The organism is Streptomyces sp. NBC_01622 (assembly GCF_045209635.1).
GTDB lineage: Bacteria > Actinomycetota > Actinomycetes > Streptomycetales > Streptomycetaceae > Streptomyces.
In genome coordinates, this window is sequence record NZ_CP109293.1 from 757,566 (window position 1) to 784,548 (window position 26,983).

Genomic DNA, 26,983 nt, shown 5'->3' on the forward strand with positions numbered 1-26,983 from the left:
ACCGCGGTCGGGGGCGTGCCGCACATCACGTCCCCGGCAAGATCAGCGGGCCAGCCGTCCGAGCAGGGAGGAGGCTGCGGCGATGCCGAGCGCGGCGGCCACCAGCAGGACGGCGAAGTCGGTGCCCACATGCGACGGGGTGCCGAGCAGCAGCCCGCGCAGGGCGTCCACTTCGTAGCTGAGCGGGTTCGCCTTGCTCACCGCCTGCAGCCAGCCGGGCATGATCGCCACCGGGTAGAGGGCGTTGGAGCCGAAGAACAGCGGCATGGTGATCGCCTGTCCGAAACCCATCAGCCGGTCCCTGCTGAGCACGATGCCGGCGATGGTCATCGAGAGGCAGGAGAAGAAGGCCGAGCCGAGGATCACGATCGCCCCGACACCGATCAGCTTCAGCGGGTTCCACGTCAGCGCGACTCCGAGGACGGCCGCGATGACGACCACGACGACGGCCTGGATCAGTGACTTCACTCCGGCCGCGAACGCCTTGCCGGTGATCAGTGCCGAGCGCGGGGTGGGGGTGACGAGGAGCTTGTTGAGGATGCCGGCGTCGCGTTCCCAGATGATCTGGATGCCGTAGAAGATGGCGATGAACATCGCGGACTGGGCGATGATGCCCGGGGCGAGGTAGTCGATGTAGGGGATGCCGCCGGTGGGGATCGCCTTGATGCGGGTGAAGGTCTGGCCGAAGATCAGCAGCCAGAGGGCCGGTTGGACGGCTCGGGTGTACAACTCGGTGCGGTCGTGGCGGAGTTTCTGGAGTTCGACCGCGCACATCGCGATGACGCGGGCAGGCAACAGGCGCCAGCCGGACCGGGGTTGAGGCGGGGTGAGCAGCAGGTTCAGGTCGTACTCGGGGGTCTGGTCAGCCGACGCGGTTCGCGGTGCGGCGGGTGCTTCGGACATCGCGGAAACCTCCTGACTGGTCTTCGAGTCCGCTGCCGGCCATGTCCCGGAAGACGTCCTCGAGGGTGGGCAGCGGATCGGTGGCGGGCGCTCCGTCGGCGCGTCGGCGTTCGCCGAGGCCCTCGCGGAGCTGGACCGGGGTGCCCAGGGCGCGGATGCGGCCGCGGTGCATCAGGCCGACGCGGTCGCAGTACTGGTCGGCCTCGTCCATGTAGTGGGTGGTGACCAGGACGGTCATTCCGGTGGCCTCGCGCACGGCGTTGATGTGCTCCCACACGCTGGTGCGGGCGATCGGGTCGAGGCCGATGGTGGGCTCGTCGAGGATGAGCAGGCGGGGCGCGCTGACCAGGGCCTGCGCGAGTTCCAGCCGGCGGACCATGCCGCCGGAGTAGGTGTTGGCCAGCCGGTCGGCGGCGTCGGTGAGGTCGACGGCCCGCAGTGCCTGGGCGACGCGGGCGGCGCGTTCTCTGCGCGGGACATCGAAGACACGGGCGAAGAGAGCGACGTTCTCGCGGCCGGTGAGCCCGCTGTCGGCGGACAGCTGCTGTGGGACGTAGCCGAGCATGCGGCGCACCGACATCTGCTCCTTGGCCGTGTCGTGGCCGAAGACGTGGACCATGCCCGCCGGGACCGGGAGCAGGGTGGTGATACAGCGGATGGCCGTGGTTTTCCCCGCTCCGTTGGGGCCGAGCAGTCCGAAGACCTCGCCCTCCCCCACGGACAGGTCGAGCCCGTCCACCGCGGTGGTCTCGCCGAAGGAGTAGGCGAGCCGGGTGCAGCTGACGGCTGCGGACCGCTCGGTGGCAGTGTCCTGCGTCATGAGTCCTCGGCCTCCTCGTGCAGATTGACGGCCAGTTGGTGCAGGGCCGGGATCGCCGCGCGCAGCGCGTCCCGGCCCGCCTGGTCGAGACGGTCCACCTGGCTGCGGACAAGAGCGGCGCGCCGTGCGTGCCAGTCGCCGAGGCGGGTCTTTGCCGTCGCGGTGAGCTGAAGGCGGGCGGCGCGCCGGTCGGCGGGGTCCGTCTCGCGGATCATGAAGCCGTCCCGGACGAGCTGGTTGACCAGGGTCGAAACCGAGTTGCTCGCGAGGAACAGCTCCTTGGCCGCCTCCGAGATGCCGATGCCGGGCCGGACCTCGACCAGGCGCAACAGCTCCACCTCGGCACCGCGCAGTCGCGGCATGGTCATCTCGCTGCGCAGTCGCCTGCGGATCAGCCGCTGGACACCGACGAGCGCGTCGGCCAGCTCTTCCGGGAAGTTCTCCGTCTCCACACCCGGATATTACCTCTTTAGCAGAGGTAACTAACCCAAACGGATGGTCAAGACACCCGCTCGGGAGGCAGCGGGACCGATTCCGGTTGGACACTGAGAAGGAGACCGGTGGCCGCCGGTCCAGGAGATCGGAACGCGACTGCCATGAACCACGACAGGAAACCGTCCCCCGGAGAACCGGACTCCGTCTCCACCCGCACGGTGTTCGGCGCCCCCTGCTGGGTGAGTCTCACCAGCCGCGATGTGGAGACCACCGAGGCGTTCTACGAGGCCGTGTTCGGCTGGAAGTGGCGCTCGGCCCGGCTCGGCGACCACTTCCGGATCGCCACGGCGAACGACAATCCGGTGGCCGGCCTGGGCGCGGTGGCCTCCATGTGGCAGATCGCGGTGGCCTGGACGCCGTACTTCGCCGTGCCCGACGCCGATGTGGCCGCGGCCCGGGTCCGCGAGCGCGGCGCCACGGTCGCCGTGGGCCCGCTCTCCTTCCCGCCCGGCCGGGCAGCGCTGCTCGGCGACCGGGACGGCGCGACCTTCGGCATCTGGGAGGGCGACCTCATGGGCGGCTGGGAGACCTGGCGCCGCTCGGCCCCGGCCTTCGTCCGTCTGCACACCCGGGACGCCTTCGAAGCGGCGATCTTCTACGGCGAGGTCCTCGACTGGGCGTCGGCGGACCAGGCGAGCTGCGAGGTCCGGTACGAGGGCGGCGAGGTCGTCCTGCGCAGCGGCGGGAACGTCGTGGCGCGGATCGAGTCGGGCGCGCTGGAGGCGGCTCCCGACCCGACCGTCCGCCCGCACTGGCAGGTCCACTTCGCGGTCTCGGACATCCGCTCGTGCGCCCGGGTCGTCGCCTCGCACGGCGGGACCATCCTGCGGGAGAACGGCCACGAAGCCGTGCTGCGCGACCCGGACGGCGCCCAGTTCACGGTGACCTCGCGCGAGACTCCCTGACCTTCAGCGCCTCGCAGGGCGTGACAACAGCACCAGACTGCGGGCCTCGACCACCATCTCCGTGTCCGCCTTGTGCTCCGTCTCGTCCGGGGTGCCCTGGGGCGCCGCGGTGTCGATCAGGGTCGTCCAGCGCTCGCCGTAGGTGACGTCCGGGAGACGGAAGTCGACCGGCTCCCAGTAGCTGTTGAGCAGGAGCAGGAAGGAGTCGTCGACGACGGGCCCGCCGTGCGGATCGCGTTCGGCGATGGCGTCGCCGTTGAGGAAGACACCCACCGAGTGCGCGTCCGAGCGCTGCCAGTCCCGGTCGGCCATCTCGCGGGCGTCGGGCAGCAGCCACACCAGGTCGGGCAGCGGCTGTCCGGGGTGCACGGCGGTCTCGCCGCGGAAGAACCGGCGCCGGCGCAGCACGGGATGCGCGGCGCGCAGCCCGATCACATACCGCGTGAACGCGGCGAGTTCGCGCTGCTCGTCGGTCAACTCCCAGTCGATCCAGGAGACTTTGTTGTCCTGGCAGTAGGCGTTGTTGTTGCCGCGCTGGCTGCGGCCCAGTTCGTCGCCGTGGCCGAGCATCGGGATGCCCTGCGAAAGGAGCAGCGTGGCAAGGAAGTTGCGCTGCTGACGGGCGCGCAGCTCCAGCACGCCGGGGTCGTCCGTCTCCCCCTCCGCACCGCAGTTCCAGGACCGGTTGCTGGTCTCGCCGTCCCGATTCCCTTCCCCGTTGGCCTCGTTGTGCTTGTCGTCATACGACACCAGGTCGCGCAGGGTGAACCCGTCGTGCGCGGTGACGAAGTTGAGGCTGGCCCGTGGTCGGCGCCGGCTGTGCTGGTACAGGTCGGAGGAGCCGGTGAGCCGGGACGCGAACTCGCCGAGCGTGTGCTCGCCGCCCCGCCAGAAGTCCCGTACGGCGTCCCGGTACTTGCCGTTCCACTCCGACCACAGCGGCGGGAAGTTGCCCACCTGGTAGCCGCCCTCCCCCACGTCCCACGGCTCGGCGATGAGCTTGACGCGGCTGATCACCGGGTCCTGCTGGATCAGGTCGAAGAAGGCCGACAGCCGGTCCACCTCGTGGAACTGCCGGGCCAGCGTGGCCGCGAGGTCGAAGCGGAAGCCGTCTACGTGCATCTCGGTGACCCAGTAACGCAGCGAGTCCATGATGAGCTGGAGGACGTACGGGTGTCGCATCAGCAGGCTGTTCCCGGTGCCCGTGGTGTCGTAGTAGTGGCCCCAATCACCGTCCACCAAGCGGTAGTAGGAGGCGTTGTCGATGCCCCGGAAGGAGAGGGTGGGGCCCTTCTCGTTGCCCTCGGCGGTGTGGTTGTAGACGACGTCGAGGATCACTTCGAGTCCGGCGGCGTGCAGCGCCTTGACCATGGACTTGAACTCGGTTACCTGCTGCCCGCGTTCGCGGTGCGCGGCGTAGGCGTTGTGGGGCGCGAAGAAGCCGATGGTGTTGTAGCCCCAGTAGTTGGACAGTCCACGGTCCTGGAGCACTCCGTCCTGGACGAACTGGTGCACCGGCATCAGCTCGACGGCGGTCACGCCGAGCGAGACGAGATGGTCGACGACGGCCGGATGCGCGAGTCCCGCGTAGGTGCCCCGGAGTTCTTCCGGGACCTCCGGGTGGGTGCGGGTCAGCCCCTTCACATGGGTCTCGTAGATCACGGTGTCGGCGTACGAGCGCCGGGGCGGGCGGTCGTCGCCCCAGTCGAAGGCGGGGTCGGTGACCACCCCGAGCATGCCGTGCCCGGCGCTGTCCCCGGTGGCGGGTCCTGCCGAACGCTCGTACAGCGAGGGGTCGTTGTCGATCTGGCCGTCCACCGCCCGGGCGTACGGGTCGAGAAGCAGCTTCGCCGGGTTGCAGCGGTGTCCGGCGGCCGGAGCCCACGGGCCGTGCACCCGGTAGCCGTAGCGCTGCCCCGGACCGACGCCCGGCAGGTAGCAGTGCCACACGAAGCCGTCGGCCTCAGGCAGCCGGACGTTCCGGTGGCTGCCGTCGTCCTCGACGAGGACGAGGTCGACGCGCTCGGCGACCTCGCTGAACAGCGCGAAGTTGGTGCCCTTCCCGTCGTAGGAGGCACCCAGTGGATAGGGGTGCCCGCTCCACACGGACACCCCTTTCCGGCGCGGGTTCGCGGTCACCGGGCGTCCTCCAGCACGCCGTGCGCCGAGCGGGCCGGCAGCGCGGGCGGTACCGCGCGGGGAAGCTGGAGCATCTCCCACAGGCGCGGCGCCGGTGTCCTCGGGACGCGCGGGACGCGTTCGCCGCTGGGGGCGCGCTGCGAGAACCAGATGACCTTGCTTCCGGTGTCGGTGGCGCAGCAGCCCCAGCCGTCGCTCATCGCGGCGATCCGGGCGAGGCAGGCACGCAGATCCTGGTCCGGGCGCAGATCGCGGTCGTTGTCGCCGATGGCGGTGATCAGGTGCTGGCCGTTCCACCAGAGCTCGATCGATGTGTCCTTGTCCGTGGCGTGTTCGTCGATGGCCCGCAGCAGCAGCTCGGCGCCGCGGCGGACGGGAACCACGAGAACCTCCAGGTCCCAGAGGCGGAGATGGGCGGCCAGGATGCGCCCGACCTGCCCGATCCGTTCCGGACTGACTTCCACGTCGAGGTGGTAGTAGCAGGGCACTGCGGTCTTCATCTCGTTGGCTCCCTACCGGCGAAGCTTGCGCTTCCCCTCGCCCTGCGGGGCCGGAGCCCCGAACACGAAGCGTGAGTACTGATCGCTTCTGAGTCAGCTCCAGAGTGCGAGCGCTAGCCCATTCGTGCAACACGAGCGACGGATGGGGTAGTTGAAGATCCAACAAGACGCTTGGTCATCACCTGTGCACCATGAGTGAAAGCCTCGACTGCCGTGCCGGAGCCATGCCGCTCCGCGCACGGCCGCCACCCGATGGTCGGGAAACGCGGTCCGCCGGGGCGGAAGGTGAACAGCGCCATGCTGCTACCCGCCAAGGCCGAAGTGGCCCGCCAACTGCGGCGCTACCGGGCGTGGGAACGCGTGATGCTCGCATCGCCGGGCGACCGGACGGTACGGGCCACCTTCGAGGACTCTGGCTACACCCTGTGCGTGCTGATGGGGAAGCGCTGCGCGCGCGAGGCCGCGGAAGCCGCCGAACGCTATCTGCGCAGCAGCGTGGGCTCATACCCCCAAGAGCAGAACGGACGCCCCCGTACGACGGCTGTCGTGCACCGCGGGCCACCCGTCACCGTCGCCGTCGACCGGCGTTCCCCGGCGGGAAGGTAGTCCCCCTTCCGGCGCAGCTTGGCCCCCCCACCGGGTGAACAGCCCGGCCACGAGCACGGCGGAGGTGAGACCCATGAACGCGACCCCGGCACCGATCGGCCGCATTCCGGTACGTGACGTACGCCCGGCCGTGGAGAGCGGCGCGCGGCCGGCGAAGGCGGTGGTCGGCGAGACGTTCGAGGTCACCGCCACCGTCTTCCGCGAGGGGCACGACACGATCGGCGCGAACATAGTTCTCCGTGACGAGAACGGCCGTCCCGGTCGGTGGACCCCGATGCGCGAACTCGCCCCCGGCAGCGACCGCTGGGGCGCCGAGGTCACCCCGGACACGACGGGCCGCTGGTCGTACGTCGTGGAGGCCTGGGGTGACCCCATCGCCACCTGGCGCCGGGCCGCCCGCATCAAGATCCCGGCCGGCATCGACGTCGGCCTGATGCTGGAGGAGGGCGCGGAACTGCACGCGCGCGCCGCCAGCGGGGTGCCCGAGGGGCCGGCACGCGCCGTGGTGCTCGCCGCCGCGGAGACTCTCCGCGACGACTCGCTCCCGGTGGGGACGCGGTTCGTGGCCGCGTTGACCCCGGGGGTGGAGGGGGCGCTGGAGCGGTATCCGCTGCGGGAGTTGGTGACGGCTTCCGAGCCGCGCGCGTTGCTGGTGGAGCGGGAGCGGGCGCTCTACGGCGCCTGGTACGAGTTCTTCCCCCGCTCCGAAGGCACGGCAGCCGAGCCGCACGGCACCTTCCGCACGGCGGCGAGGCGGCTCGCGGGTATCGCCGCGATGGGCTTCGACGTGGTGTATCTCCCGCCGATCCATCCGATCGGGACGGCCTTCCGCAAGGGCCCGAACAACACGCTGTCCGCCGGGCCCGAGGACGTGGGTGTCCCGTGGGCGATCGGTTCCCCGGAGGGCGGGCACGACGCGATCCATCCCCGGCTCGGGACGCTGGAGGACTTCGACGCGTTCGTCGCGCGCGCCGGTGAGCTGGGCCTGGAGATCGCGCTCGACTTCGCCCTCCAGTGCTCCCCGGATCATCCGTGGGTGGACAAGCACCCGGAGTGGTTCCACCACCGCCCCGACGGCACCATCGCGTACGCGGAGAACCCGCCGAAGAAGTACCAGGACATCTACCCCATCGCCTTCGACCGCGACCTGGACGGACTGATCACCGAGACGCTACGGGTGCTGCGGCACTGGATGGACCACGGGGTGCGGATCTTCCGCGTGGACAACCCGCACACCAAGCCGGTCGTGTTCTGGGAGCGGGTCATCGCCGACATCAACGCCACCGACCCGGACGTGATCTTCCTGGCCGAGGCGTTCACCCGCCCCGCGATGATGGCCACCCTCGCCCAGGTCGGCTTCCAGCAGTCGTACACCTACTTCACCTGGCGCAACACCAAACAGGAACTCACCGAATACCTGAGCGAGTTGTCGGGCGAGGCGGCCGCCTACATGCGGCCCAACTTCTTCGTGAACACCCCCGACATCCTCCACGAGTTCCTCCAGCACGGCGGCCGGCCCGCCTTCGAACTCCGGGCGGTACTCGCCGCCACCCTCTCCCCCACCTGGGGTGTCTACAGCGGCTACGAACTGTGTGAGAACGCCGCTCTCCGGCAGGGGAGCGAGGAGTATCTCAACTCCGAGAAGTACCAACTCCGCCCGCGCGACTGGGAGTCCGCCGAGCGGGAAGGACGTACCATCGCTCCCCTCATCGCGTCGCTCAACAGGATCCGGCGTCGCCACCCGGCGCTGCGCCGGCTCAGGAATCTCCGCTTCCACCGGACGGACAACGACGCGCTGATCGCGTACAGCAAGACCACGGGCGTGGACACGGTTCTGGTGGTCGTCAACCTTGATCCGCACCACACCCAGGAGGCCACGGTCTCGTTGGACATGCCGCAACTCGGCCTGGAATCACACGAATCCATGTCGGTGCACGACGAACTGACGGGTGAATCCTATCAGTGGGGCAGGACCAACTATGTGCGTCTGGAACCCGGCCGGGCTCCCGCGCACGTGTTCCACGTCCGGCGGTCCACACAGAGCGGAGGGTCAAGAGTTTCATGACTGTCAACGAACCGGTCCACGACACCTTCGAGGACACTCCCGCCAAGGACCGGGACCCCGAGTGGTTCAAACGCGCCGTCTTCTACGAGGTCCTGGTCCGCTCCTTCCAGGACAGCAACGGCGACGGCGTCGGTGACCTCAAGGGCATCACCGCCAAACTCGACTACCTCCAGTGGCTCGGCGTCGACTGCCTCTGGCTGCCCCCCTTCTTCAAATCCCCCCTCCGCGACGGCGGTTACGACGTCTCCGACTACACCGCCGTCCTCCCCGAATTCGGCGACCTCGCGGACTTCGTGGACTTCGTGGACTCCGCCCACCAGCGCGGCATGCGGGTCATCATCGACTTCGTCATGAACCACACCAGCGACCAGCACCCGTGGTTCCAGGAGTCCAGAAAAGACCCCGACGGCCCCTACGGCGACTACTACATGTGGGCCGACGACGACAAGCAGTACCCCGACGCCCGCATCATCTTCGTCGACACCGAAGCCTCCAACTGGACCTTCGACCCCGTCCGCAAGCAGTACTACTGGCACCGCTTCTTCTCCCACCAGCCGGACCTCAACTACGAGAACCCGGCCGTCCAGGAAGAGATCCTGGCCGCCCTCCGCTTCTGGCTGGACCTCGGAATCGACGGCTTCCGCCTCGATGCCGTGCCCTATCTCTACGCGACCGAGGGCACCAACTGTGAGAACCTGCCCGCCAGTCACAACTTTCTGAAGCGCGTCCGCCGCGAGATCGACGCGATGTATCCGGACACGGTGCTGCTGGCGGAGGCGAACCAGTGGCCCGAGGACGTCGTCGACTACTTCGGCGACTTCCAGAGCGGCGGCGACGAATGCCACATGGCGTTCCACTTCCCGGTCATGCCCCGCATCTTCATGGCGGTACGCCGGGAGTCCAGGTATCCCGTCTCGGAAATTCTCGCCAAGACCCCCGCGATTCCCTCGGGTTGCCAGTGGGGCATCTTCCTGCGCAACCACGACGAGCTGACCCTGGAAATGGTCACCGACGAGGAACGCGACTACATGTGGGCGGAATACGCCAAGGACCCCCGCATGCGCGCCAACATCGGCATCCGCAGGCGCCTGGCGACCCTGCTGGACAACGACCGCAACCAGATCGAACTGTTCACCGCCCTGCTGCTCTCCCTCCCCGGCTCGCCGATCCTCTACTACGGCGACGAGATCGGCATGGGCGACAACATCTGGCTCGGCGACCGCGACGCCGTCCGCACTCCCATGCAGTGGACGCCCGACCGCAACGCGGGCTTCTCCTCCTGCGATCCGGGGCGCCTCTTCCTGCCGACGATCATGGACCCCGTGTACGGCTATCAAGTCACCAACGTCGAGGCGTCGATGTCGTCGCCCTCCTCGCTGCTGCACTGGACCCGCCGCATGATCGAGATCCGCAAGCAGAACCCGGCGTTCGGCCTCGGCTCCTACACGGAGCTCCAGTCGTCGAATCCGGCGGTGATCGCATTCCTGCGCGAGTACGAGGACGATCTCGTGCTCTGTGTGCACAACTTCTCGCGGTTCGCGCAGCCGACCATGCTGGATCTGCGGGAGTTCGACGGCCGGCATCCCGTGGAGCTGATCGGCGGGGTGCGCTTCCCCGCGATCGGTGAGCTGCCATATCTGCTGACGCTCGCGGGGCACGGCTTCTACTGGTTCCGGCTCTCGCGAGCCACTTCCCGCAACGGCCGACGACTTTGAGGATGTGCCCGCGAAAGGACGCGTCACCATGCCGAAGACCGCACCCCTCCGACTGAGCAGCCACGCCGTCGACCGGCCGCCGGCCACGCTCGCCGGGCTGCTGCGCGAATGGCTGCCCGGGCAGCGCTGGTTCGCCGGCAAGGACCGGCCGGTGGCCGACCTCGATGTGCTGTCCACCACGGAACTGTTCCCGGGCTGTCTCCATCTGCTGGTGCACGCTTCCCACACGGAAGTTCCCGCACCGGGCGGCACTCCCCCGCCCGGCGACTGCTACCAACTCCTGCTCGGCGTACGGGAACATGTCTCCCCGCGGCTCGCCCGGGCCTTCATCGGCCGTGTGCACGAAGGCCCGTTGGCCGGATTCGCGGTGTACGACGCCCTGCAGGACCCGCGGTCGGCGGAACTGCTGCTGGAGCGGCTGCGGCACCCCGGTACGGCCGGTCCCCTGCGCTTCGAGGCGGACCCGGCGATGTCGGTGCCCGCCGGGCTCGCGCCCCGGCTGCTGGACGCCGAGCAGTCCAACTCCTCGCTGGTGTACGGCGACCGGTTCATCCTGAAGGTGTTCCGGCGCATCCAGCCCGGCGTCAACCCGGACCTGGAACTGCCGGGGGCGCTGGCGGCGCAGGGCTGCACGCGGGTCCCGGCGCCGGTGGCGTGGTTCCGGACGGCCGAGCCGCGGGCCGCGACGCTCGGTGTGCTCCAGCCGTTCCTGCCGGACGCCTCCGACGGCTGGACGCTGGCGCTGCGCGCACTCGCCTCCGGTGACGAATTCACCACCGAGGCACATGAGTTGGGGCAGGCCACGGCCGATGTCCATCTCGCGCTGGCCGCGGCGTTTCCGTCCGGCGGCGAGCCCGTCGCCGAGACCGACCGTACGGAGACGGTGACGGAGACAGCGACTGCGACTGCGACTGCGATGACCGAGCGCCTGGAAGCCGCCGCGCACTACGTTCCCGCGCTGCGGCCGTTCGTGCCGGGGTTGCGGACCGCGTTCGGCGCGCTGATCGGCCGTGATGCCGGGCCGCCCGCCCAGCGGATCCACGGAGATCTGCATCTCGGGCAGGTGCTGCGGGCGGGCCGCGACTGGTTCGTGATCGACTTCGAGGGCGAGCCGTCCAAGCCGCTGGCCGAGCGGCGCAGCGCGCAGTCCCCGGTGCGGGACATCGCCGGGATGCTGCGTTCCTTCGACTACGCGGCCCGGCAGCGCCGTCCCTGGCGCCCCGAGTGGGCGCGCCGCTGCCGGGAGGCCTATTGTGCGGGCTACGCGGCCCGGGCCGGCTGGGACCCCCGCACCAAGCACGCCCTGCTGCGCGCCTACGAGACGGATCGCGCGGTCTACGAAGTGCTGTACGAGGCCAGACACCGCCCGGACTGGCTTCCCGTACCCATGGCGGCGATCGAGCGACTCGCCGTCCGAGGAGGCTGAACTCCGTGGCCCTGCGCGACACTTCACCTCAGGAGACGGGCGGTCCGGCCACGCCCGGCGGCCCCGCAGCCCCGGACGCAGGCGGCCCGACCGGGCCCGGCGCGACGGAGACCGGCGACCGGGCCGCCACAGTGCCTCCGAACGCGGCCGACTCACCCACGGCTGCCGGCCCGGAGACACGCGAACCAACCTCGCCCGCCACACCAAAGGCCGGCGACCCAGCCGCGCCCGGCGCGACGGAGACCGGCGATCCGCCCGCCACGGAGGCTCCGGGGGCGAGCAGTCGGCCCGCGACCGTCGCCCGGGTGCCCGAGGACCAGGCCGCGACGGCCTCCCCGTCCGCGGTCGCCGCGCCCACGGCCGTTCCGGTTCCCCTGGGCGCGGCTGGTCCCGCGGCGTTCGCCCCGCTGGACCCGGCCGACCGCGAGCGTCTGCTCTCCGGCGCCCATCACGACCCGCACGCGCTGCTCGGCGCGCGACCGGTCGCGGGCGGGATCGCCTTCCGGGCGCTGCGGCCCTACGCCCGTGCCGTGAGTGTCGTGATCGACGGCATGCGCAGCCCGCTCGCCTCGGAGGGAGGCGGCCTCTTCTCCGGCGTACTGCCGCTCGACGCGATCCCGGCGTACACGCTGCTGGTGTCGTACGCGGAGGGCGACGAGCACGAGGTGGACGACCCGTACCGCTTCCCCCCCGCGCTCGGGGATCTCGATCTGCACCTGATCAGGGAGGGGCGCCACGAGGAGTTGTGGAAGGCGCTCGGCGCGGAGCCGATGACGCACGAGGGAGTCACCGGCACCCGCTTCTCCGTGTGGGCGCCGAACGCCCAAGGGGTGCGTGTCGCCGGGGACTTCAGCTCCTGGGACGGGACGGCCTTCCCGATGCGGTCGCTCGGTTCGTCGGGTGTGTGGGAGCTGTTCCTGCCGGGTGTGGGCGAGGGTGCCCGCTACAAGTTCGAGATCACCTCACGGCACGGCGACCGTTTCCTCAAGGCCGACCCGATGGCACGCCGTACGGAGGTGCCGCCCGCCACGGCGTCCATCGTGACGGCCTCGCACCACGAGTGGGACGACGCGGAGTGGCTCGCCCGCCGGACGGAAACACCCGTCCACGAAGCGCCGTTCTCCGTGTACGAGGTGCATCTCGCGTCCTGGCGGCCCGGCCTGACGTACCGTCAGCTCGCCGTCGAACTCCCCGCGTACGTCAACGACCTGGGCTTCACCCACGTCGAGTTCATGCCGGTGACCGAGCACCCCTTCGGCGGTTCCTGGGGCTACCAGGTCACCGGCTTCTACGCCCCGACCGCCCGCCTCGGCACCCCCGACGACTTCAAGTTCCTGGTCGACGCCCTCCACCAGGCCGGTATCGGCGTGATCATGGACTGGGTGCCGGCGCACTTCCCCAAGGACGACTGGGCGTTGGCCCGGTTCGACGGGGACCCGCTGTACGAGCCCGGGGACGCACGGCGGGCCGAGCATCCGGACTGGGGGACGTACGAGTTCGACCTCGGGCGGACCGAGGTGCGCAACTTCCTTGTGGCGAACGCCGTCTACTGGTGTCAGGAGTTCCACATCGACGGCCTGCGCGTGGACGCGGTCGCCTCAATGCTCTACCTCGACTACTCCCGCGACTCGGGCCAGTGGGCCCCGAACGTCCATGGCGGGCGCGACGACCTGGACGCCGTCGCCTTCCTCCAGGAGATGAACGCGACCGTGTACCGGCGGGTGCCCGGCGTCGTGACGATCGCCGAGGAATCCACCGCCTGGGACGGCGTCACCCGGCCCACCGACACCGGCGGCCTCGGCTTCGGCCTGAAGTGGAACATGGGCTGGATGCACGACTCGCTGGGCTACATGGCGCACGAGCCCGTCCACCGCAAGTTCCATCACCACGAGCTGACCTTCTCGATGGTGTACGCGTACAGCGAGAACTACGTCCTGCCCATCTCGCACGACGAAGTCGTCCACGGCAAGCGGTCGTTGGTCTCGAAGATGCCCGGCGACTGGTGGCAGCGGCGCGCCGACCACCGGGCGTATCTGGGGTTCATGTGGGCCCACCCCGGCAAGCAACTCCTCTTCATGGGGCAGGAGTTCGCCCAGGGCGCCGAGTGGTCCGAATCCCATGGCCCCGAATGGTGGCTCCTCGACCCGGCCTACGACGCCGAATCCGACCACCGGGGCGTCCAGAACCTGGTCCGCGACCTCAACACCCTCTACCGCCGCACCCCCGCTCTCTGGGAGCTGGACACACAGCCCGCCGGCTTCCGGTGGGTGCTGGGCGACGCCGCCGAGGACAACGTCTTCGCGTTCTTGCGGTTCGACGCCGAGGGCGCGCCGCTGCTCGCCGTCAGCAACTTCTCCCCCGTCGTGCGCCACGACTACCGGCTCGGGGTCCCGGACGACATCCCGGCCTGGCGCGAGGCGCTCAACACCGACTCTGCCGCGTACGGCGGCAGCGATGTCACCAACCCCGACCCGGTCAAACCGGAGGACGGCCACCTCCTGCTCACCCTCCCGCCCCTGGCGACGGTATGGCTGACACCGGGGTGACATGCTGCTCGCATGCCGACGCCGATACACCCTGACATCACCCAAATAGCCGGTCTGCACGTGGAGTTGCGGGACGTCACACAGGAAGTACGGGGCTCCGGGCGGGTGTTGGACGATGTGTCGTTCGAGGTCGGGGCCGGACAGCTCACGATGATCGCGGGCAGCAGCGGCGCGGGCAAGACGGTGCTGCTGCAGACGCTCGCGGGACTCCAGAGCCCGACCTCGGGGGCCGTACTGCACGACGGTGCCCAACCGGGGCCGCCCGGGCCGGAGTTCGGGTACGTGCCACAGGAGGACGTGATCCACCGCGAGCTGCCGTTGCGGCGCACGCTGGAGTACGCGGCACGGTTGCGAATGCCGGGCGGGACGGTTCCGGCGCGGGTGACGGAGGTGCTCGACGTCCTCGGGCTGTCCGGGCATGCCGGTACGCCGGTGCGGGCGCTGAGCGGTGGGGAGCGCAAACGGGCCTGTATCGCCGCCGAGTTGCTGACCCGGCCGCGGGTGCTCTTCCTCGACGAACCCACCTCCGGGCTCGATCCGGTCACCGGGGCCGCCCTGTTGGCCACCCTGCGAAGCCTGGCCGAGACCGGCACCACCGTCCTGCTCACCACCCACGTCCTCGCCGATCTGCCCCGCTGCGACCAGGTCGTGTTCCTGTCGCCGGGCGGAGCCGTCGCGTTCGTGGGACCGCCGGACGCGCTGCTGGGAGCGTTCGGCGCGGAGACGGCGGAGGACGTGTACGCGGCGGTCGCGGAAGGCAAGCGCGCCGAGCGGACGGCCCCGGCAACGCTGCCCGACCGGCAACCGGCGCCCACCACGCACCGTCCGCCGCGCGTCGGCGCCGTAAGCCAGTGGGCACTGCTGACCCGTCGTACGACGGCCCTGTTGGCGCACAACCGGCTGTCGATGGCCGTGTTCGCGGGGTCGCCGGTGATGATCGTGGCGATGTTCGCGGTGCTGTTCCGGGCGGGTGCGTTCGATGCGGCGGCGCCTGATCCGGGGTCCACGGCGATGATCACGTTCTGGATCGCGTTCGGGGCGTTCTTCTTCGGGCTGACGTACGGACTGCTGCAGATCTGCCCGGAGTTGGCCGTGCTGCGCCGCGAGTGGCTGGCCGGAGTGCGGATCGGACCGTACGTGGCCTCGAAGTTGACCACCGTCCTGCCTGTACTGGCGGCGGCGGACGCCCTGTTGCTGGCGGTGCTGCGCGCGCTGGACCGGCTGCCGGCGGCGGGCTGGGGCACGTACGGCTCGCTGTTCCTGACCAGTGTGCTGGCCTCGGCCGCCGCGCTGGCCCTCGGCCTGCTCACCTCGGCCGCGGTCACGGAGCCGGGCCAGGCGACACTGATGCTGCCGCTGCTCTGCTTCCCCCAGGTGCTGTTCTCGGGCGCCTTCGTGCCGGTGCCCCGGATGGCACCGGTCGGTCGCGCGATCAGTTGGGCGATGACCAACCGCTGGGCGTTCGAGGCACTGGGCGGCGCGATCGGCCTCAACGGCCTATGGCGCGACGGCGGTTCCCCGGCCGGGCCGCCGCTGCTGCGGTCGTACGGAGACTCGTTCGCGCATCCGGCCGGGCGCGGCTGGCTGATCCTGGCGGCGTTCGCGGTGCTGTTCCTGGCGGCGACCTGGGCGGTGCTGGTGCGCAGGTGCCGTCAGGGAGTGCCGGCGGCCCGCGCGGGGCGGTGAACCGCCTCGCCGTTCAGCAGCCTGCCCGGTCGGCGAGGCCGGCCGCCGTCGGTACGCGGTCGCGGTAGGTGTCCGCGACGAACTCCAGAAACTTTTCGACGTCCCTGGGCTGCGAGGAGACACCCACCGAGACCCGTACGGCGCCCGCGGACGGCAGGCCCAGCAGGTCGAGGTAGTCCTCCAGTGAGCGCATCGGTCTGCGGGCCGCCGAGCGCAGGCTGCGCAGCGGCAGGGCGAACGCGGCCTCTCCGGCGCCCGGGTTGCAGAAGCAGCCGAAGCGGAGCGATATACGGCGCTCGGCGCTGTCCTGGGCGACGACCCGTTCGTCGATCACCCGGCCGTCCGCGCCGAGGAGGTTGAGGGCGACGGTGCCGCCGCGTGCGGGGCCGCTGCCGGTGGGGCCGTAGACCCGCGCCATCGGGGAGCCGTCGCTGTGCCGTAACTTCGCTACTCCCGTGAGGAGTTGGCCGGTGAGCCGGGCGACGTGGTCGTGCACGCGGTCCATGCCGATGGCGTCGATCCACTCCAGGCCGGCCGTGATGTCCGGTATGGAGAGGAAGTTGACGGTGCCGTCCTCGAAGGCGGCCTCGCCGTCCGCGAGGACGTGCCACTGCGCCTGGGCGCTCGCGGCGTAGACGGTGCCGCCGGAGAACCAGGGCCTGCGCAGCCGGGCGAGGGCCTCGCGGCGGACGATCAGGCTGCCTATGCCGGTGGGATAGCCGAACACCTTGTACCAGCTGACCACGGTGAAGTCCGGGTGGAAGCGGGACAGGTCGAGGGGGTTGGCGGGGACGAACGCGGCGGCGTCGAGCAGGACGTCGTAGCCGTGACGCTGCGCGGTGGCGATCCAGTCCAGGGAGTGCCGTACGCCGGTGAAGTTGCTCTGTGCGGGATAGGCGAGGAGTCCGCGGCGGCGGCTGCGGGCCGTGAGCGCGGTGTGCAGCCGCTGCTCGTCGACGGCCAGCTCCTGGCCGTGGACCGGGACGTACTCGGTCCTGGCGCCGGCGGCGCGGGCGTACTCCCGCAGTCCGTTCACGGAGTTGTGGTTGTCGAGGAGCATCACGAGCCTGCTGCCCGGTGCGAACGGGTAGGACTCGCCGACCAGGCGCAGCGCGGCCGTCGCGTTGGCGGTGAACACCACGGTGTATTCGGCCGGGTCGGCCGCGAAGTGCCGCAGCACCGCCGCGCGGGCCTCGGCCAGCAGGTCGCCGGAGGCGCGCGAGGCGGGGCTTTCCGAGTGCGGGTTGCCGAAGACGCCCCCGGTGATCCGCGCGGCGCTGGCCCGGACCAGTGAGCTGGGGGCGAGTCCCGCGCCCGTGTAGTCGAGATAGGTGTGTCCCTCGGCGTCCAGATAGCCGAAGTCGTGGGCCCTCAACTCGTCGAGATCCACCGTGCTCACGTCCTCGTACACCCCGCTTTGTCAGGTCGGTTCCACTCAACCACCAAACTCCGCAAGGGCACTTCCCTGTTCCCCTCACCAATCGCTCACACCTGGGCTACATTCGAGCACCGTCGATAACAGCAATGATCGGCAGAGTCACGCCCCGTACAACCCAGGAGCAGCGCATGCGCGACTTCGCCGTCGCTCCACCCCCCACCTCCGCCCTGTCCACCCTGACCGGCGGCCTCGCCGACAGCGTCTTCGAGACCGCGGCCGTCAATCCCACCCTTCCGCTGATCGCGCGCCGGCCCGACCCTTCCTCCACGGTGTGGGAGGAGGTGACGGCGGTCGAGTTGCGGGACGAAGTCGTCGACGTGGCCAAGGGGTTGATCGCCTCCGGGATCTCGCCGGGCAGCCGGGTCGCGATCATGGCCCGCACCCGATACGAGTGGACGGTGCTCAGCCACGCCCTGTGGGCCGTCGGCGCCGAGGTGGTGCCGGTCCATCCGACGTCCTCGCGCGAGCAGGTCGAGTGGATACTGCGGGACGCCAACTGTGTGGCCGTGGTCGTGGAGGACGAGCAGGGCATCATGACGGTCGGCACGGTGTGTGCCGCGCTGCCGCTGCTGCGGCACGTCTGGCAGCTGGACTCCGGGGCGCTGCGCCAACTCGTCGAGCGGGGCACGTACATCCCGCAGACCACGGTGGACTCGCTGCGCCGGATCGTGATGCCGGACTCGACCGCGGTCGTCGCCTACACCTCGGGCACCTCGGGCCGCCCCATGGGCTGCGCGCTGAGCCATCGCAGCCTGGCCAGCCCCTGCGACACGCTCCTCTCGGGCTGGCCGAACACGGCGGCGCCCCCGGGGGAACAGCCGGCCGTGCTGGCCTTCCTGCCCTTCTCCCATGTGTACGGCCTGATGATCCAGAGCCTGTGCATGCGCGGCGGCTGGCAGATGGCCCACGAGCCGGAGATGACCGAGGCCGCGCTGGTGTCGGGGCTGCGTTCCTTCCGGCCCACCTACCTCTACGCCGTGCCGTCGGTCTTCGAGAAGATCTACAAGAACATGTTGCGGACGGCCCAACAGCTGGGCCGCGGCGCGGTGTTCGAGCGGGCCGCGGCGACCGCGCGGGAGTTCGCGGCGGCCGAGGAGCGGCTGAGACTCGGCCGGGGCTCGGGCCCCGGCCTCGATCTGCGGCTGCAGCACGCCGTGTTCGAGCGGACGGTGTACCGCAAGCTGCGCGCCGGCCTCGGCGGCCGGGTGGTCGGCGCCACGTCGGGCGGCTCTCCCCTGAACCGTGAACTGTCCCTGTTCTACGCGGGCATCGGCATCATGGTGCACGACGGCTACGGGCTCACGGAGACCGCCGGCGGGATCACCATGCAGCCGGCGGGCCGGGAGAAGATCGGCACCGTCGGGCAGGCGCTGCCAGGGACCGAGATCCGGGTCGCGGAGGACGGCGAGATCCTGTTGCACGGTCCTTCGTTGTTCCAGGGCTACATCAACGACGAGCGGGCGACCCGGGCCGCGATGCACGCGGGCTGGCTGGCGACCGGGGACATCGGGCGGCTGGACACCGAGGGGTATCTGACGATCACCGGCCGCAAGAAGGACATCATCATCACCAGCAGCGGCAAGAGCGTGGCGCCGGCCGCCCTGGAGAACCGGCTGCGCATGCACCCCCTGATCCATCAGGCGGTGGTCGTCGGCGACGACCGTCCCTGCGTGGGGGCACTGCTGACCCTGGACCCGGACTTCGTGGCGCACTGGCAGGCCGGTCTTGCGATGCAGAGCGACGCGCGGGGCCGGGAGGCGCGTGAGGAGAACGCGCTGCGGGAGGAGATCACGCGGGCCGTGGCAGCCGCCAACAGCCCGGTGGGGCGCGCCGAGTCGATCCGGGTGTTCCGGGTGCTCCCGCAGCCGTTCGACGTCGCCGGCGGGCTGCTGACGCCGTCGATGAAGCTGCGCAGGGACGCGATCGTGCGGCACTACGCGTTCGAGATCGACGCGATGTACCAGGCACGCGCGCGTGCCCCGCGACTGCCGACGGTGGACGAGCAGGTCACGGGGTGGGAGGACGCGGACAACGTGTTCCGGTGAGGTCACCGGCCGGGGGTCACACCGGGCGGTGGGCGACGACCGCGAACATCGTCACGGACATGTGCAGCGCGCCCTGTTCGGCGGCCTCGGTGAGGTCGGCGTAGGCGCGGTCGCGCTGGGCCTCGGTGAGCGCGCCGCGGCGCACCGCGGACTCGCCGAGCATGCGGATCAGCGGCCAGACGACCGACCGGTGGTCCTGCAGCAGCGCCTGCGAGCCCCGGTCGTCGACGACGAACCCGGCCGCGCTGAGCTGGCCGACGAGCCGGCGTCCCGCGTAGGGGTTGGCGGCCCCGGTGAGGGCGCCCGCGGTGAGCGCGGCCGTGATCTCCGGGTCGCCGGGGTGCAGGATCGTGGTCGCCCAGTCGGTGTCGAGGAGGGCCACGCGCCCGCCGGGGCGCAGCACCCGGGCCATCTCGGCGACGGCCTTGTCCGGTTCGGCGAGGTGCTGGAGGACCCGTTCGCACCAGACGACGTCCACGGAGGCGTCCGGTGCGGGCAGGGACAGCGCGTCGCCGTCCGTGAAGCGGGCCGGGTTGCCGGCCTCGGCGGCGCGTTCCTGGGCGATCGTCCGCAGCCCGGGGTTGGGCTCGACACCGAGTGCCGACCCCGTCGAGCCGACCGCCGCGGCGAGTTCGCGGGTCGTCGAGCCGGTGCCGGACCCGATGTCGAGGGCGCGCTCGCCGTCGCGCGGGGCGAGTGCCTCGTGCGCCCAGGCCCGCAGGCGTCGTACGCCGGGATTGGTCTCCTGTATGTCGAGCGCGGCCACCAGCCGCGGCACGCTCCCGGGGTCGATGTTCTGGGTGCGGAAGCCGGACCCCGGCTCGGGCTGAGTGTGCGACATGGCGTGCACTCTACGGTCCGCAGCGGTCGCCCAAGAGCGGGTCGGGGCCGGTTCACGTACGCCATTTGTTCTCGCGCCCGGGGCGTACGCCGGGCGTCGGCGGGGCATGCTGGTGCCCACGCGTTCGTCTGCCTGCCGCGCTCAGCTGGCGGAACGGCTCCTGGCACGGTGGGATCGATGTTGGTGTGCGAAGCAGCGATCCAGGGGCAGGCGTACGGCGTCGAGGCAGACCGCCTGGAGCCGCAGAAGGGATGAACACCGTGACACGACCGAGGATCCTGGTGGTTGGCGCAGGCTTCGCAGGAGTGGAGTGCGTTCGCCGCCTGGAACGGAAACTGACCCCTCAGGAGGCCGACGTCGCCCTGGTGACGCCGCTCTCCTACCAGCTCTATCTTCCCCTGCTGCCGCAGGTCGCCTCAGGCGTCCTGACCCCGCAGTCGATCGCCGTCTCGCTGCGCCGCAGCAGCAAGTACCGCACCCGGATCATCCCGGGCGGTGCCATCGGTGTGGACATCAAGGCCAAGGTCTGCGTGATCCGCACGATCAACGACGAGATCGTCAACGAGCCCTACGACTACATCGTGCTCTCCCCCGGCAGCGTCACCCGCACCTTCGACATCCCCGGGCTGACGGATCACGCCTTCGGGATGAAGACGCTCGCCGAGGCCGCCTACATCCGTGACCACGTGATCACTCAGCTGGACCTCGCGGACGCGAGTGACGACCCGGTGGAGAAGGCCTCGCGGCTGCAGTTCGTGGTGGTGGGCGGCGGATACGCCGGCACCGAGACGGCCGCCTGTCTGCAGAAGCTGACGCACGCCGCGGTCAAGCGCTATCCGCGCATCGACCCGGGGCTGATCAAGTGGCACCTCATCGACATCGCGCCGAAGCTGATGCCCGAGCTGGGCGACAAGCTCGGCAAGAGCGCGCAGGAGATCCTGACCAGGCGCGGTATCGACATCTCCCTGGGTGTCTCCATCGCCAAGGCCGGGCCCGAGGAGGTCACCTTCACCGACGGGCGCGTGGTGCCGACCCGGACCCTGATCTGGACGGCCGGGGTGGTCGCCAGTCCGCTGATCGCCACGCTCGGCGCGGAAACGATTCGGGGGCGGCTCGCGGTCGCCGCCGAAATGAACCTCCCCGGGCACGACGGGGTGTTCGCGCTCGGCGACTCCGGCGCGGTGCCGGACGAGGCCAAGGGCGGGGACGGCGCGATCTGCCCGCCGACCGCGCAGCACGCGATGCGCCAGGGCAAGGTCGTCGCCGACAACGTGATCGCGACCCTGCGCAACCAGCCGCTGAAGCCGTACGTCCACAAGGACCTCGGGCTCGTCGTGGACCTCGGCGGCAAGGACGCGGTGTCCAAGCCGCTCGGCATCGAACTGCGCGGCCTGCCCGCCCAGGTCGTGGCCCGCGGCTACCACTGGTCGGCGCTGCGCACCAACGTCGCCAAGGTCCGTGTGGCGACGAACTGGACGCTCAACGCGCTGGCCGGCGACGACTTCGTGCGCACCGGCTTCCAGGCCCGCAAACCGGCGACGCTGAAGGACTTCGAGTACACCGACTCGTATCTCTCGCCGGAGCAGGTGCGGGACCAGGTCGAAGGGGCCGGGACCCAGGAGCCGTAGCATCGGTGGTACGGATCTTGAGGTGAACCCGGGGAGAGTACGGCGGCGTGAGGGCAGCGGGACGGGCGGCGTGGGCACGGCTGTGGGATCGGGTCGCGGCGTCCGATCCCGGACTGCTGCGGCTGACGGCCGGGCTGCGGACGGTGGCCTCGATCGCGCTCACGCTCGCCGTGCTCTCCCTGCTGGATGCCTCGGTGCCGCATCTGGTGGCCGGGGCGATGTCGGCGATGGTCTCCACGTTCGCGATCCGCGAGAAGCAGCGCGCGCGGCAGGCGGTGACGCTCGCGCTCGGCCTGCCGGTGGCGCTGGCCTCGGTGTCGCTGAGCGCGCTGCTGAACTCGCGGGTGGTCGCAGGTGACGTCTTCTTCGTCCTGCTGATCTTCGGCGCGGTCTACAGCCGCCGCTTCGGCGACCGCGGCACCGCGCTCGGCCTGATCGGCTTCCAGATCTACTTCCTGTCCCTGTTCGTCGGCGCGACCGTCTCCGCGCTGCCCCGGCTGTACGGCGTGCTCGGCGTGGCCTTCGTGTGCAGCGCGCTGGTGCGGTTCGCGCTGGTACCCGAGACGCCCACGGGGACGCTGGACCGGCTGCGGCGGGCGTTCCGGGCCCGGTTCGCCCAACTGGTCACCGCGCAGCTCGCATTGCTCGACGCCGGCCCCGACGACATGGAGAAGGCCCTCGACGACGTACGGGAGGGGACCGCGCGGCTGCACGAGACGGCGCTGCTGATCCAGGGCCGGCTGGAGGACGGGACCTCGGACGAGGCGGTGGCGCGGCTGGTGCAGCGGCGCATCGCCGACGCCGAGATCGCCGCCGAACGGCTGGGGCTCCTGCTGCTGACCGCGCGCAGCGCCGAGCGGGGCCACACCCTGACCCTGCATCTGCCGGGCGCGCCCGTCCCGTCGACCGACCGGCTGCCCGTGCCGGACGGGACGACCGACACCCTGCGCCACGAGCTGGAGGCGCTGCGCCTGCTGGTCCTGCGGCCCGTGAGCGCGGACTCGGGCACCGGGCTGGCCCATGTGCGCAACCGGCTGCTGGGCTATCGCGAGGAGGAGAATCTGCCGCCCTCCTCCGACGCCGTGCAGGACGTGTTCCGGGGCATCGGTGAGGCCGCACGTGCCGTGCTGGGGCTGCGGATCGCCGTGGACGGGCCGCAGGACGAGTCCGAGGACACACCGGCGACGACCCGCTCGCGCGAGGAACTGGACGCGGAGGACGTCGCCATCGCGGGCAGCGAGGAGGCCGAGCGGGAGGACGCGGAGCGCACGGGGCTGCGGCGGCCGACGACACGAGCTGCCTTGCAGGTCGCCGTGGGGTCGTCGCTGGCGATCATCGGCGGCGAGTTCCTGTCCAGCCAGCGCTGGTACTGGGCGGTGCTGACCTGCTGGATCGTGTTCCTCAACACCTCGTCCACCGGCGAGATCCTCGTCAAGGGCTACCGGCGGCTGCTCGGCACGGTCCTGGGTGTCGTGGCCGGCATCGGTCTCGCGGGGCTGGTCGGGCACCACACCTGGACGGCGTTCGCGCTGGTCCTGTTGTTCATCTTCGCGATGTTCTACACGGCACCGCTGTCGTACACCCTGATGTCCTTCTTCGTCACCGCGATGCTGGGCCTGCTCTACACACTGCTGCACACCTACAGCGCGTCGGTGCTGGTGCTGCGGGTCGAGGAGACGGCGCTGGGCGCGGCCTGCGGGGTGGTCGCGGCGGCGTTGGTGCTGCCGGTGCACACGGACCGCCGTACGAACGAACTGCTCGGGACCGTGCTGGCGCGGCTCACGGATGTCACGGAGGCCGCCGTCGACCAGCTCAGTGGCGAAGCCCCGGCCGAACTCCTCGACAAGGCAAGGGACTTGGACCAGGCGCTGGCCGACCTGAGCGCCTCCACGCAGCCATTGACCCATCCGATCACGCCGTTGCGGGCGCGCCGGGACACGGCGCGGTATGTGGTCGCCCTCCTGGAGACCTGCGCCTATCACGCGCGGTATCTGGCGGCGACCGCCGAGCTGCTGCCGACGCATCCGTCGATCGCGGCGGATCCACGGCTGCGGGAGGCGGGGCGCCGGATCGTGCACAACATCGGGGTCATCGGCGCCCATGTCGCCGACGGGGACGCCGTGGGCGTGATCGAGACCGGTCCGAGCATCGCGTCCCTGCTGCGGCCCGGCACCCCCGGGACCCCGCGCTACGGCAGGGTGACCGACCGCGTGCTGCGGCATCTGCAGCGCCTGGACGAGGCCGTGGTCGGTCTGGCCCGGCCGCTCGACGTGCCGATCTCCGCCCCGGCGCGGTGAACCCCGCTCGCGGGGGTAGGCGAAAGACATGACTGATGTCGTGGACTCCGACGAACTGTTGCGGCGCATCCAGCGGGCCCGGGCCTTCGCCGCGCAGGAGGCACGGGCGTGGTCGGAACGGGGCGACGCCTTGCGGGAGGCTGCCTATGAGGCCGTTCTGCGGGTGCTGGACGAGATCGTGGCGCCCGGCCGGCATGCCGCGAAGTGAAACCGGTCACGCGACCGGTTCAGGTGGGTACGAAATGCCCGCTGATGGTTTACGGTTCATTCATACGTGGTCACGGAGTCGACCGTACCGTCCTCCGTCGCCACCGCTTGACGGCCCTGGCTGGTCTCCCCCGTCCAGCCAGGGCTTTTTCACGCCCCGATTCCGTCCCCCGAGGTGCCCGGGACGTCGACAGAGGCTGAAATGGGCGTAGGGAGAATTCCGGAACCGCTGCCGGCGAGGAGCCCCGTGCCATGACCACAGCGATAAAACTGCTGACCGCCCTGCCCCAGGCGCAGCGCGAACGGCTGATGGAGCTCGCGCAGGAGGTGTCGTTCGCCGAGGACTCCAGGATCTTCGAGGCGGGCGGCACCGCAGACCGTTTCTGGGTGATCCGCTCCGGCGCGGTCTCGCTCGACCAGCAGGTGACACCCCAGCAGCGGGTCACCGTGGGCAGTCTCGGGGCGGGCGACCTGCTCGGCTGGTCGTGGCTGTTCCCGCCCTACCAGTGGGACTTCGGCGCGGAGGCGTTCAGTGGCGTGCGGGCCTACGAGTTCGACGCGGCGGCCGTTCTCGCCCTGTGCGTGGAGGATCCGCTGCTCGGGCTCTCCCTGGTGCGGATCGTCGCGGAGATCCTCGCGCACCGGCTGGAGCTGACCCGGGGCAAGCTGATGGAGCACTACACGCTCCACCGGCCGGTCTGAGGACGCACTCAGATGCGGTAGCGGCGCAGCGCCGGGACAGTGAAGGCCAGGGTCAGCATGATGACCACGACCAGGATTCCGCCGCCCGCGACGGCTGTGCGGGGGCCGAAGGCCGAGCCCGCCGTGCCGTGCAGGACGTCGGCCAGGCGGGGACCGCCCGCGACGACGACGGTGAAGACGCCCTGCATACGGCCGCGCATCTCGTCGGTGGCGGCGGACAGCAGGATCGCCCCGCGGAACACCATGGAGACCATGTCGGCGACCCCGGCGGCGGCCAGGAACACCACCCCGATCCACAGGTTGCTGCTCAGCCCGAACCCGGTGATGGCCGCGCCCCAGGCGACGACCGCGCCGATCACCATCCAGCCGTGCCGGCGCGCCCGCGAGAACGTGCCGGAGAACAGCCCGCCGACCACCGCCCCGATGGGGATCGCCGCGAACAGCATGCCGAGGGCGAGGCCCTCGCCGTAGGGCGCGTAGGTCTGGGCGGCGAGTTGCGGGAACAGGGCGCGGGGCATGCCGAAGACCATCGCGATGATGTCGGCGAGGAAGGACAGCAGCAGCACCTTGTGCAGCGAGATGTAGCGGAAGCCGGCTGCGACCTCGCGCCAGCCCGCACGCCGCGGTGTCGCGGACTCCAGGGGCGGCAGCGCGGGCAGCCTGACGACCGCCCAGAGCGTGACGCACAGGGCGAGCGCGTCGATGAGATACAGCTCGGGCAGGCCGATGACCGGGATGAGGGCGCCCGCGAGGAGTGGTCCGACGACCTGGCCGGTCTGCATGACGGTCGAGCCGAGGGCGTTGGCGGCGGCCAGTTGTTCGGCGGGGACCAGGCGGGCGATGGAGGCGTTGCGGGCGGGCGCGTTGAGGCCCCAGAACGCCTGCTGCATCGCGAGCAGCAGCATCAGCGCGGCCACCGATTCGAGCCCGGTGACGGCCTGGAGCCAGAACAGCACCGAGGTGACGGCGATCCCGCTGTTGGTGATCAGCAGCAGCTTGCGGCGGTCCATGCTGTCGGCGATCGCGCCGCCCCACAGCGCGAACACGATGAGCGGCAGCAGTCCGGCCATGCTGGCGGCGCCGACCCAGGCGGAGGAGCCGGTGATGTCGTAGATCTGCTTGGGTACGGCGACGGCGGTGAGCTGGCTGCCGACGGCCGTGACGATGGTCGAGGACCACAGGCGGCGGTAGGCGGGGATGCGCAGCGGGCGGGTGTCCATCGCCCAGCGGCGCCAGCCGCGCCGGGGGCCGGTCGCGGCTTCCGCTTCCTTCTCGGCCTCGGGTTCGGTGCCGCTGTCGGTGCTCTCGCTGGTGTCCACTGGCTTCCTGGTTGCTCGTTACATCTTTCGACCAGGGTTCACTATCGCAGCACCGGCTGTGGCCGCCGAATCCGTGATCTCACGTTCCGGCGACGAGAGTTGCGCCGAGACCGATCATCGTCGCGGCGACCAGGCCGTCAAGGACCCGCCAGGCCGAGGGCTTGGCGAGGAAGCGGCTGAGCAGGCGGGCGCCGAAGCCCAGCGCGGTGAACCAGCACACGCTGGCGCACACCGCGCCGAGTCCGAAGGTCCAGCGCAGCGGGCCGCGGTCGGCTGCGATCGAGCCGAGCAGGAAGACGGTGTCGAGGTAGACGTGCGGGTTGAGCCAGGTCATCGCCAGGCAGGTGAGGACGGCCCGGCGGCGCGAGCCGGTCGCCTCGCCCTCGGCGTGCAGGGCCGCGGGGCGGAATATCCGGCGGGCGGCGAGGACGCCGTAGACGAGCAGGAACGCGCCGCCGATCAGGCCGACCGCCTTGAGCGCGCCCGGCCAGGCGACGACGACCGCGCCGACCCCGCCGACGCCGAGCGCGATGAGGAGGGCGTCGGACAGGGCGCAGATGCCGACGACGGCGAGGACCGCCTCGCGGCGGATGCCCTGGCGCAGGACGAAGGCGTTCTGGGCGCCGATGGCGACGATGAGCGAGAGGCCGGTGCCGAAGCCGGCGGCCGCCGCTGAGAGGGCGTTGGTCACGCCCTCGAC

General features: G+C 70.7%; 21 protein-coding genes. 12 read left to right on the forward strand and 9 right to left on the reverse strand.

The annotated features are described in order from the left end of the window. Positions 1 to 42 precede the first annotated feature (42 nt). From OH768_RS03475 to OH768_RS03485, 3 genes are read right to left on the reverse strand one after another with little or no spacing between them, the layout of a single operon-like run. A complete protein-coding gene (locus OH768_RS03475) occupies positions 43 to 903 on the reverse strand; it encodes an ABC transporter permease (protein ID WP_406449871.1) in 861 nt (286 codons plus the stop codon). After that, positions 863 to 1,723, reverse strand: coding sequence for an ATP-binding cassette domain-containing protein (locus tag OH768_RS03480; RefSeq protein WP_388113761.1), 861 nt, complete (start codon positions 1,721 to 1,723; stop codon positions 863 to 865). The genes OH768_RS03475 and OH768_RS03480 overlap by 41 nt, the downstream gene beginning before the upstream one ends. Beyond that, positions 1,720 to 2,175, reverse strand: a complete 456-nt coding sequence (locus tag OH768_RS03485; RefSeq protein ID WP_406449874.1) for a MarR family winged helix-turn-helix transcriptional regulator — start codon at positions 2,173 to 2,175, stop codon at positions 1,720 to 1,722. The genes OH768_RS03480 and OH768_RS03485 overlap by 4 nt, the downstream gene beginning before the upstream one ends. Before the next feature lie 144 nt (positions 2,176 to 2,319). Here OH768_RS03485 and OH768_RS03490 point away from each other — a divergent pair, with 144 nt between their 5' ends. Beyond that, positions 2,320 to 3,123, forward strand: coding sequence for a VOC family protein (locus OH768_RS03490; protein ID WP_406449876.1), 804 nt, complete (start codon positions 2,320 to 2,322; stop codon positions 3,121 to 3,123). A gap of 3 nt (positions 3,124 to 3,126) precedes the next feature. Here the strand turns inward: OH768_RS03490 and glgX are convergent, their stop codons facing one another. Further along, complete coding sequence (glgX, locus tag OH768_RS03495; protein WP_406449878.1) at positions 3,127 to 5,262, reverse strand: glycogen debranching protein GlgX; 2,136 nt, start codon at positions 5,260 to 5,262, stop codon at positions 3,127 to 3,129. Further along, the gene (locus OH768_RS03500) at positions 5,259 to 5,762 is read right to left on the reverse strand and encodes a pep a2 (RefSeq protein ID WP_406449880.1); all 504 of its coding nucleotides are present in this window, start codon (positions 5,760 to 5,762) and stop codon (positions 5,259 to 5,261) included. Before OH768_RS03500 ends, glgX begins: the two co-directional genes overlap by 4 nt. Before the next feature lie 297 nt (positions 5,763 to 6,059). Between OH768_RS03500 and OH768_RS03505 the strand changes: the two genes are divergently transcribed. The 6 genes from OH768_RS03505 (at position 6,060) to OH768_RS03530 (ending at position 15,806) form a co-directional block, all read left to right on the forward strand. Continuing rightward, complete coding sequence (locus tag OH768_RS03505; protein ID WP_406449882.1) at positions 6,060 to 6,368, forward strand: DUF5133 domain-containing protein; 309 nt, start codon at positions 6,060 to 6,062, stop codon at positions 6,366 to 6,368. A gap of 73 nt (positions 6,369 to 6,441) precedes the next feature. Further along, entirely contained in the window at positions 6,442 to 8,433 is a 1,992-nt protein-coding gene (locus OH768_RS03510; protein ID WP_406449884.1) for an alpha-1,4-glucan--maltose-1-phosphate maltosyltransferase, read from the forward strand. Further along, positions 8,430 to 10,148 carry a maltose alpha-D-glucosyltransferase gene (gene treS, locus OH768_RS03515; RefSeq protein ID WP_406449886.1) on the forward strand — a complete coding sequence of 573 codons (1,719 nt, stop codon included), beginning with the start codon at positions 8,430 to 8,432 and terminating at the stop codon, positions 10,146 to 10,148. Before OH768_RS03510 ends, treS begins: the two co-directional genes overlap by 4 nt. A 28-nt stretch (positions 10,149 to 10,176) precedes the next feature. Continuing rightward, entirely contained in the window at positions 10,177 to 11,574 is a 1,398-nt protein-coding gene (locus tag OH768_RS03520; RefSeq protein ID WP_406449888.1) for a maltokinase N-terminal cap-like domain-containing protein, read from the forward strand. A gap of 374 nt (positions 11,575 to 11,948) precedes the next feature. Further along, on the forward strand, positions 11,949 to 14,120 hold the full coding sequence (glgB, locus tag OH768_RS03525) for a 1,4-alpha-glucan branching enzyme (protein ID WP_406465122.1): 2,172 nt from the start codon (positions 11,949 to 11,951) through the stop codon (positions 14,118 to 14,120). A 12-nt stretch (positions 14,121 to 14,132) separates the two neighbouring features. Then, positions 14,133 to 15,806 carry an ATP-binding cassette domain-containing protein gene (locus OH768_RS03530; RefSeq protein WP_406449890.1) on the forward strand — a complete coding sequence of 558 codons (1,674 nt, stop codon included), beginning with the start codon at positions 14,133 to 14,135 and terminating at the stop codon, positions 15,804 to 15,806. A gap of 13 nt (positions 15,807 to 15,819) precedes the next feature. Here the strand turns inward: OH768_RS03530 and OH768_RS03535 are convergent, their stop codons facing one another. After that, positions 15,820 to 17,205, reverse strand: coding sequence for an aminotransferase class V-fold PLP-dependent enzyme (locus tag OH768_RS03535; protein WP_406449892.1), 1,386 nt, complete (start codon positions 17,203 to 17,205; stop codon positions 15,820 to 15,822). 167 nt (positions 17,206 to 17,372) lie between these two features. Here OH768_RS03535 and OH768_RS03540 point away from each other — a divergent pair, with 167 nt between their 5' ends. Beyond that, the gene (locus tag OH768_RS03540) at positions 17,373 to 19,289 is read left to right on the forward strand and encodes an AMP-dependent synthetase/ligase (protein ID WP_406449894.1); all 1,917 of its coding nucleotides are present in this window, start codon (positions 17,373 to 17,375) and stop codon (positions 19,287 to 19,289) included. Between the two features lie 16 nt (positions 19,290 to 19,305). Here the strand turns inward: OH768_RS03540 and OH768_RS03545 are convergent, their stop codons facing one another. Continuing rightward, positions 19,306 to 20,130 carry a methyltransferase domain-containing protein gene (locus tag OH768_RS03545; RefSeq protein WP_406449896.1) on the reverse strand — a complete coding sequence of 275 codons (825 nt, stop codon included), beginning with the start codon at positions 20,128 to 20,130 and terminating at the stop codon, positions 19,306 to 19,308. 251 nt (positions 20,131 to 20,381) lie between these two features. Here OH768_RS03545 and OH768_RS03550 point away from each other — a divergent pair, with 251 nt between their 5' ends. The 4 genes from OH768_RS03550 to OH768_RS03565 all read left to right on the forward strand — a co-directional run bounded on the left by OH768_RS03550 (position 20,382) and on the right by OH768_RS03565 (position 24,964). Next, positions 20,382 to 21,758 (forward strand): NAD(P)/FAD-dependent oxidoreductase, encoded by a 1,377-nt coding sequence (locus tag OH768_RS03550; protein WP_406449898.1) that lies wholly within the window; start codon positions 20,382 to 20,384, stop codon positions 21,756 to 21,758. Positions 21,759 to 21,805: 47 nt separating this feature from the next. Beyond that, complete coding sequence (locus OH768_RS03555; protein WP_406449900.1) at positions 21,806 to 24,055, forward strand: FUSC family protein; 2,250 nt, start codon at positions 21,806 to 21,808, stop codon at positions 24,053 to 24,055. A 28-nt stretch (positions 24,056 to 24,083) separates the two neighbouring features. After that, the gene (locus OH768_RS03560) at positions 24,084 to 24,263 is read left to right on the forward strand and encodes a hypothetical protein (RefSeq protein ID WP_406449902.1); all 180 of its coding nucleotides are present in this window, start codon (positions 24,084 to 24,086) and stop codon (positions 24,261 to 24,263) included. A 251-nt stretch (positions 24,264 to 24,514) separates the two neighbouring features. Then, positions 24,515 to 24,964 carry a cyclic nucleotide-binding domain-containing protein gene (locus tag OH768_RS03565; protein ID WP_406449904.1) on the forward strand — a complete coding sequence of 150 codons (450 nt, stop codon included), beginning with the start codon at positions 24,515 to 24,517 and terminating at the stop codon, positions 24,962 to 24,964. Positions 24,965 to 24,972: 8 nt separating this feature from the next. Here the strand turns inward: OH768_RS03565 and OH768_RS03570 are convergent, their stop codons facing one another. Together OH768_RS03570 and OH768_RS03575 are read right to left on the reverse strand one after the other, a co-directional pair. Next, entirely contained in the window at positions 24,973 to 26,283 is a 1,311-nt protein-coding gene (locus tag OH768_RS03570; RefSeq protein WP_406449906.1) for an MFS transporter, read from the reverse strand. A 79-nt stretch (positions 26,284 to 26,362) separates the two neighbouring features. Then, positions 26,363 to 26,974, reverse strand: a complete 612-nt coding sequence (locus OH768_RS03575) for a LysE/ArgO family amino acid transporter (protein ID WP_406449908.1) — start codon at positions 26,972 to 26,974, stop codon at positions 26,363 to 26,365. Between the last annotated feature and the right edge of the window lie 9 nt (positions 26,975 to 26,983).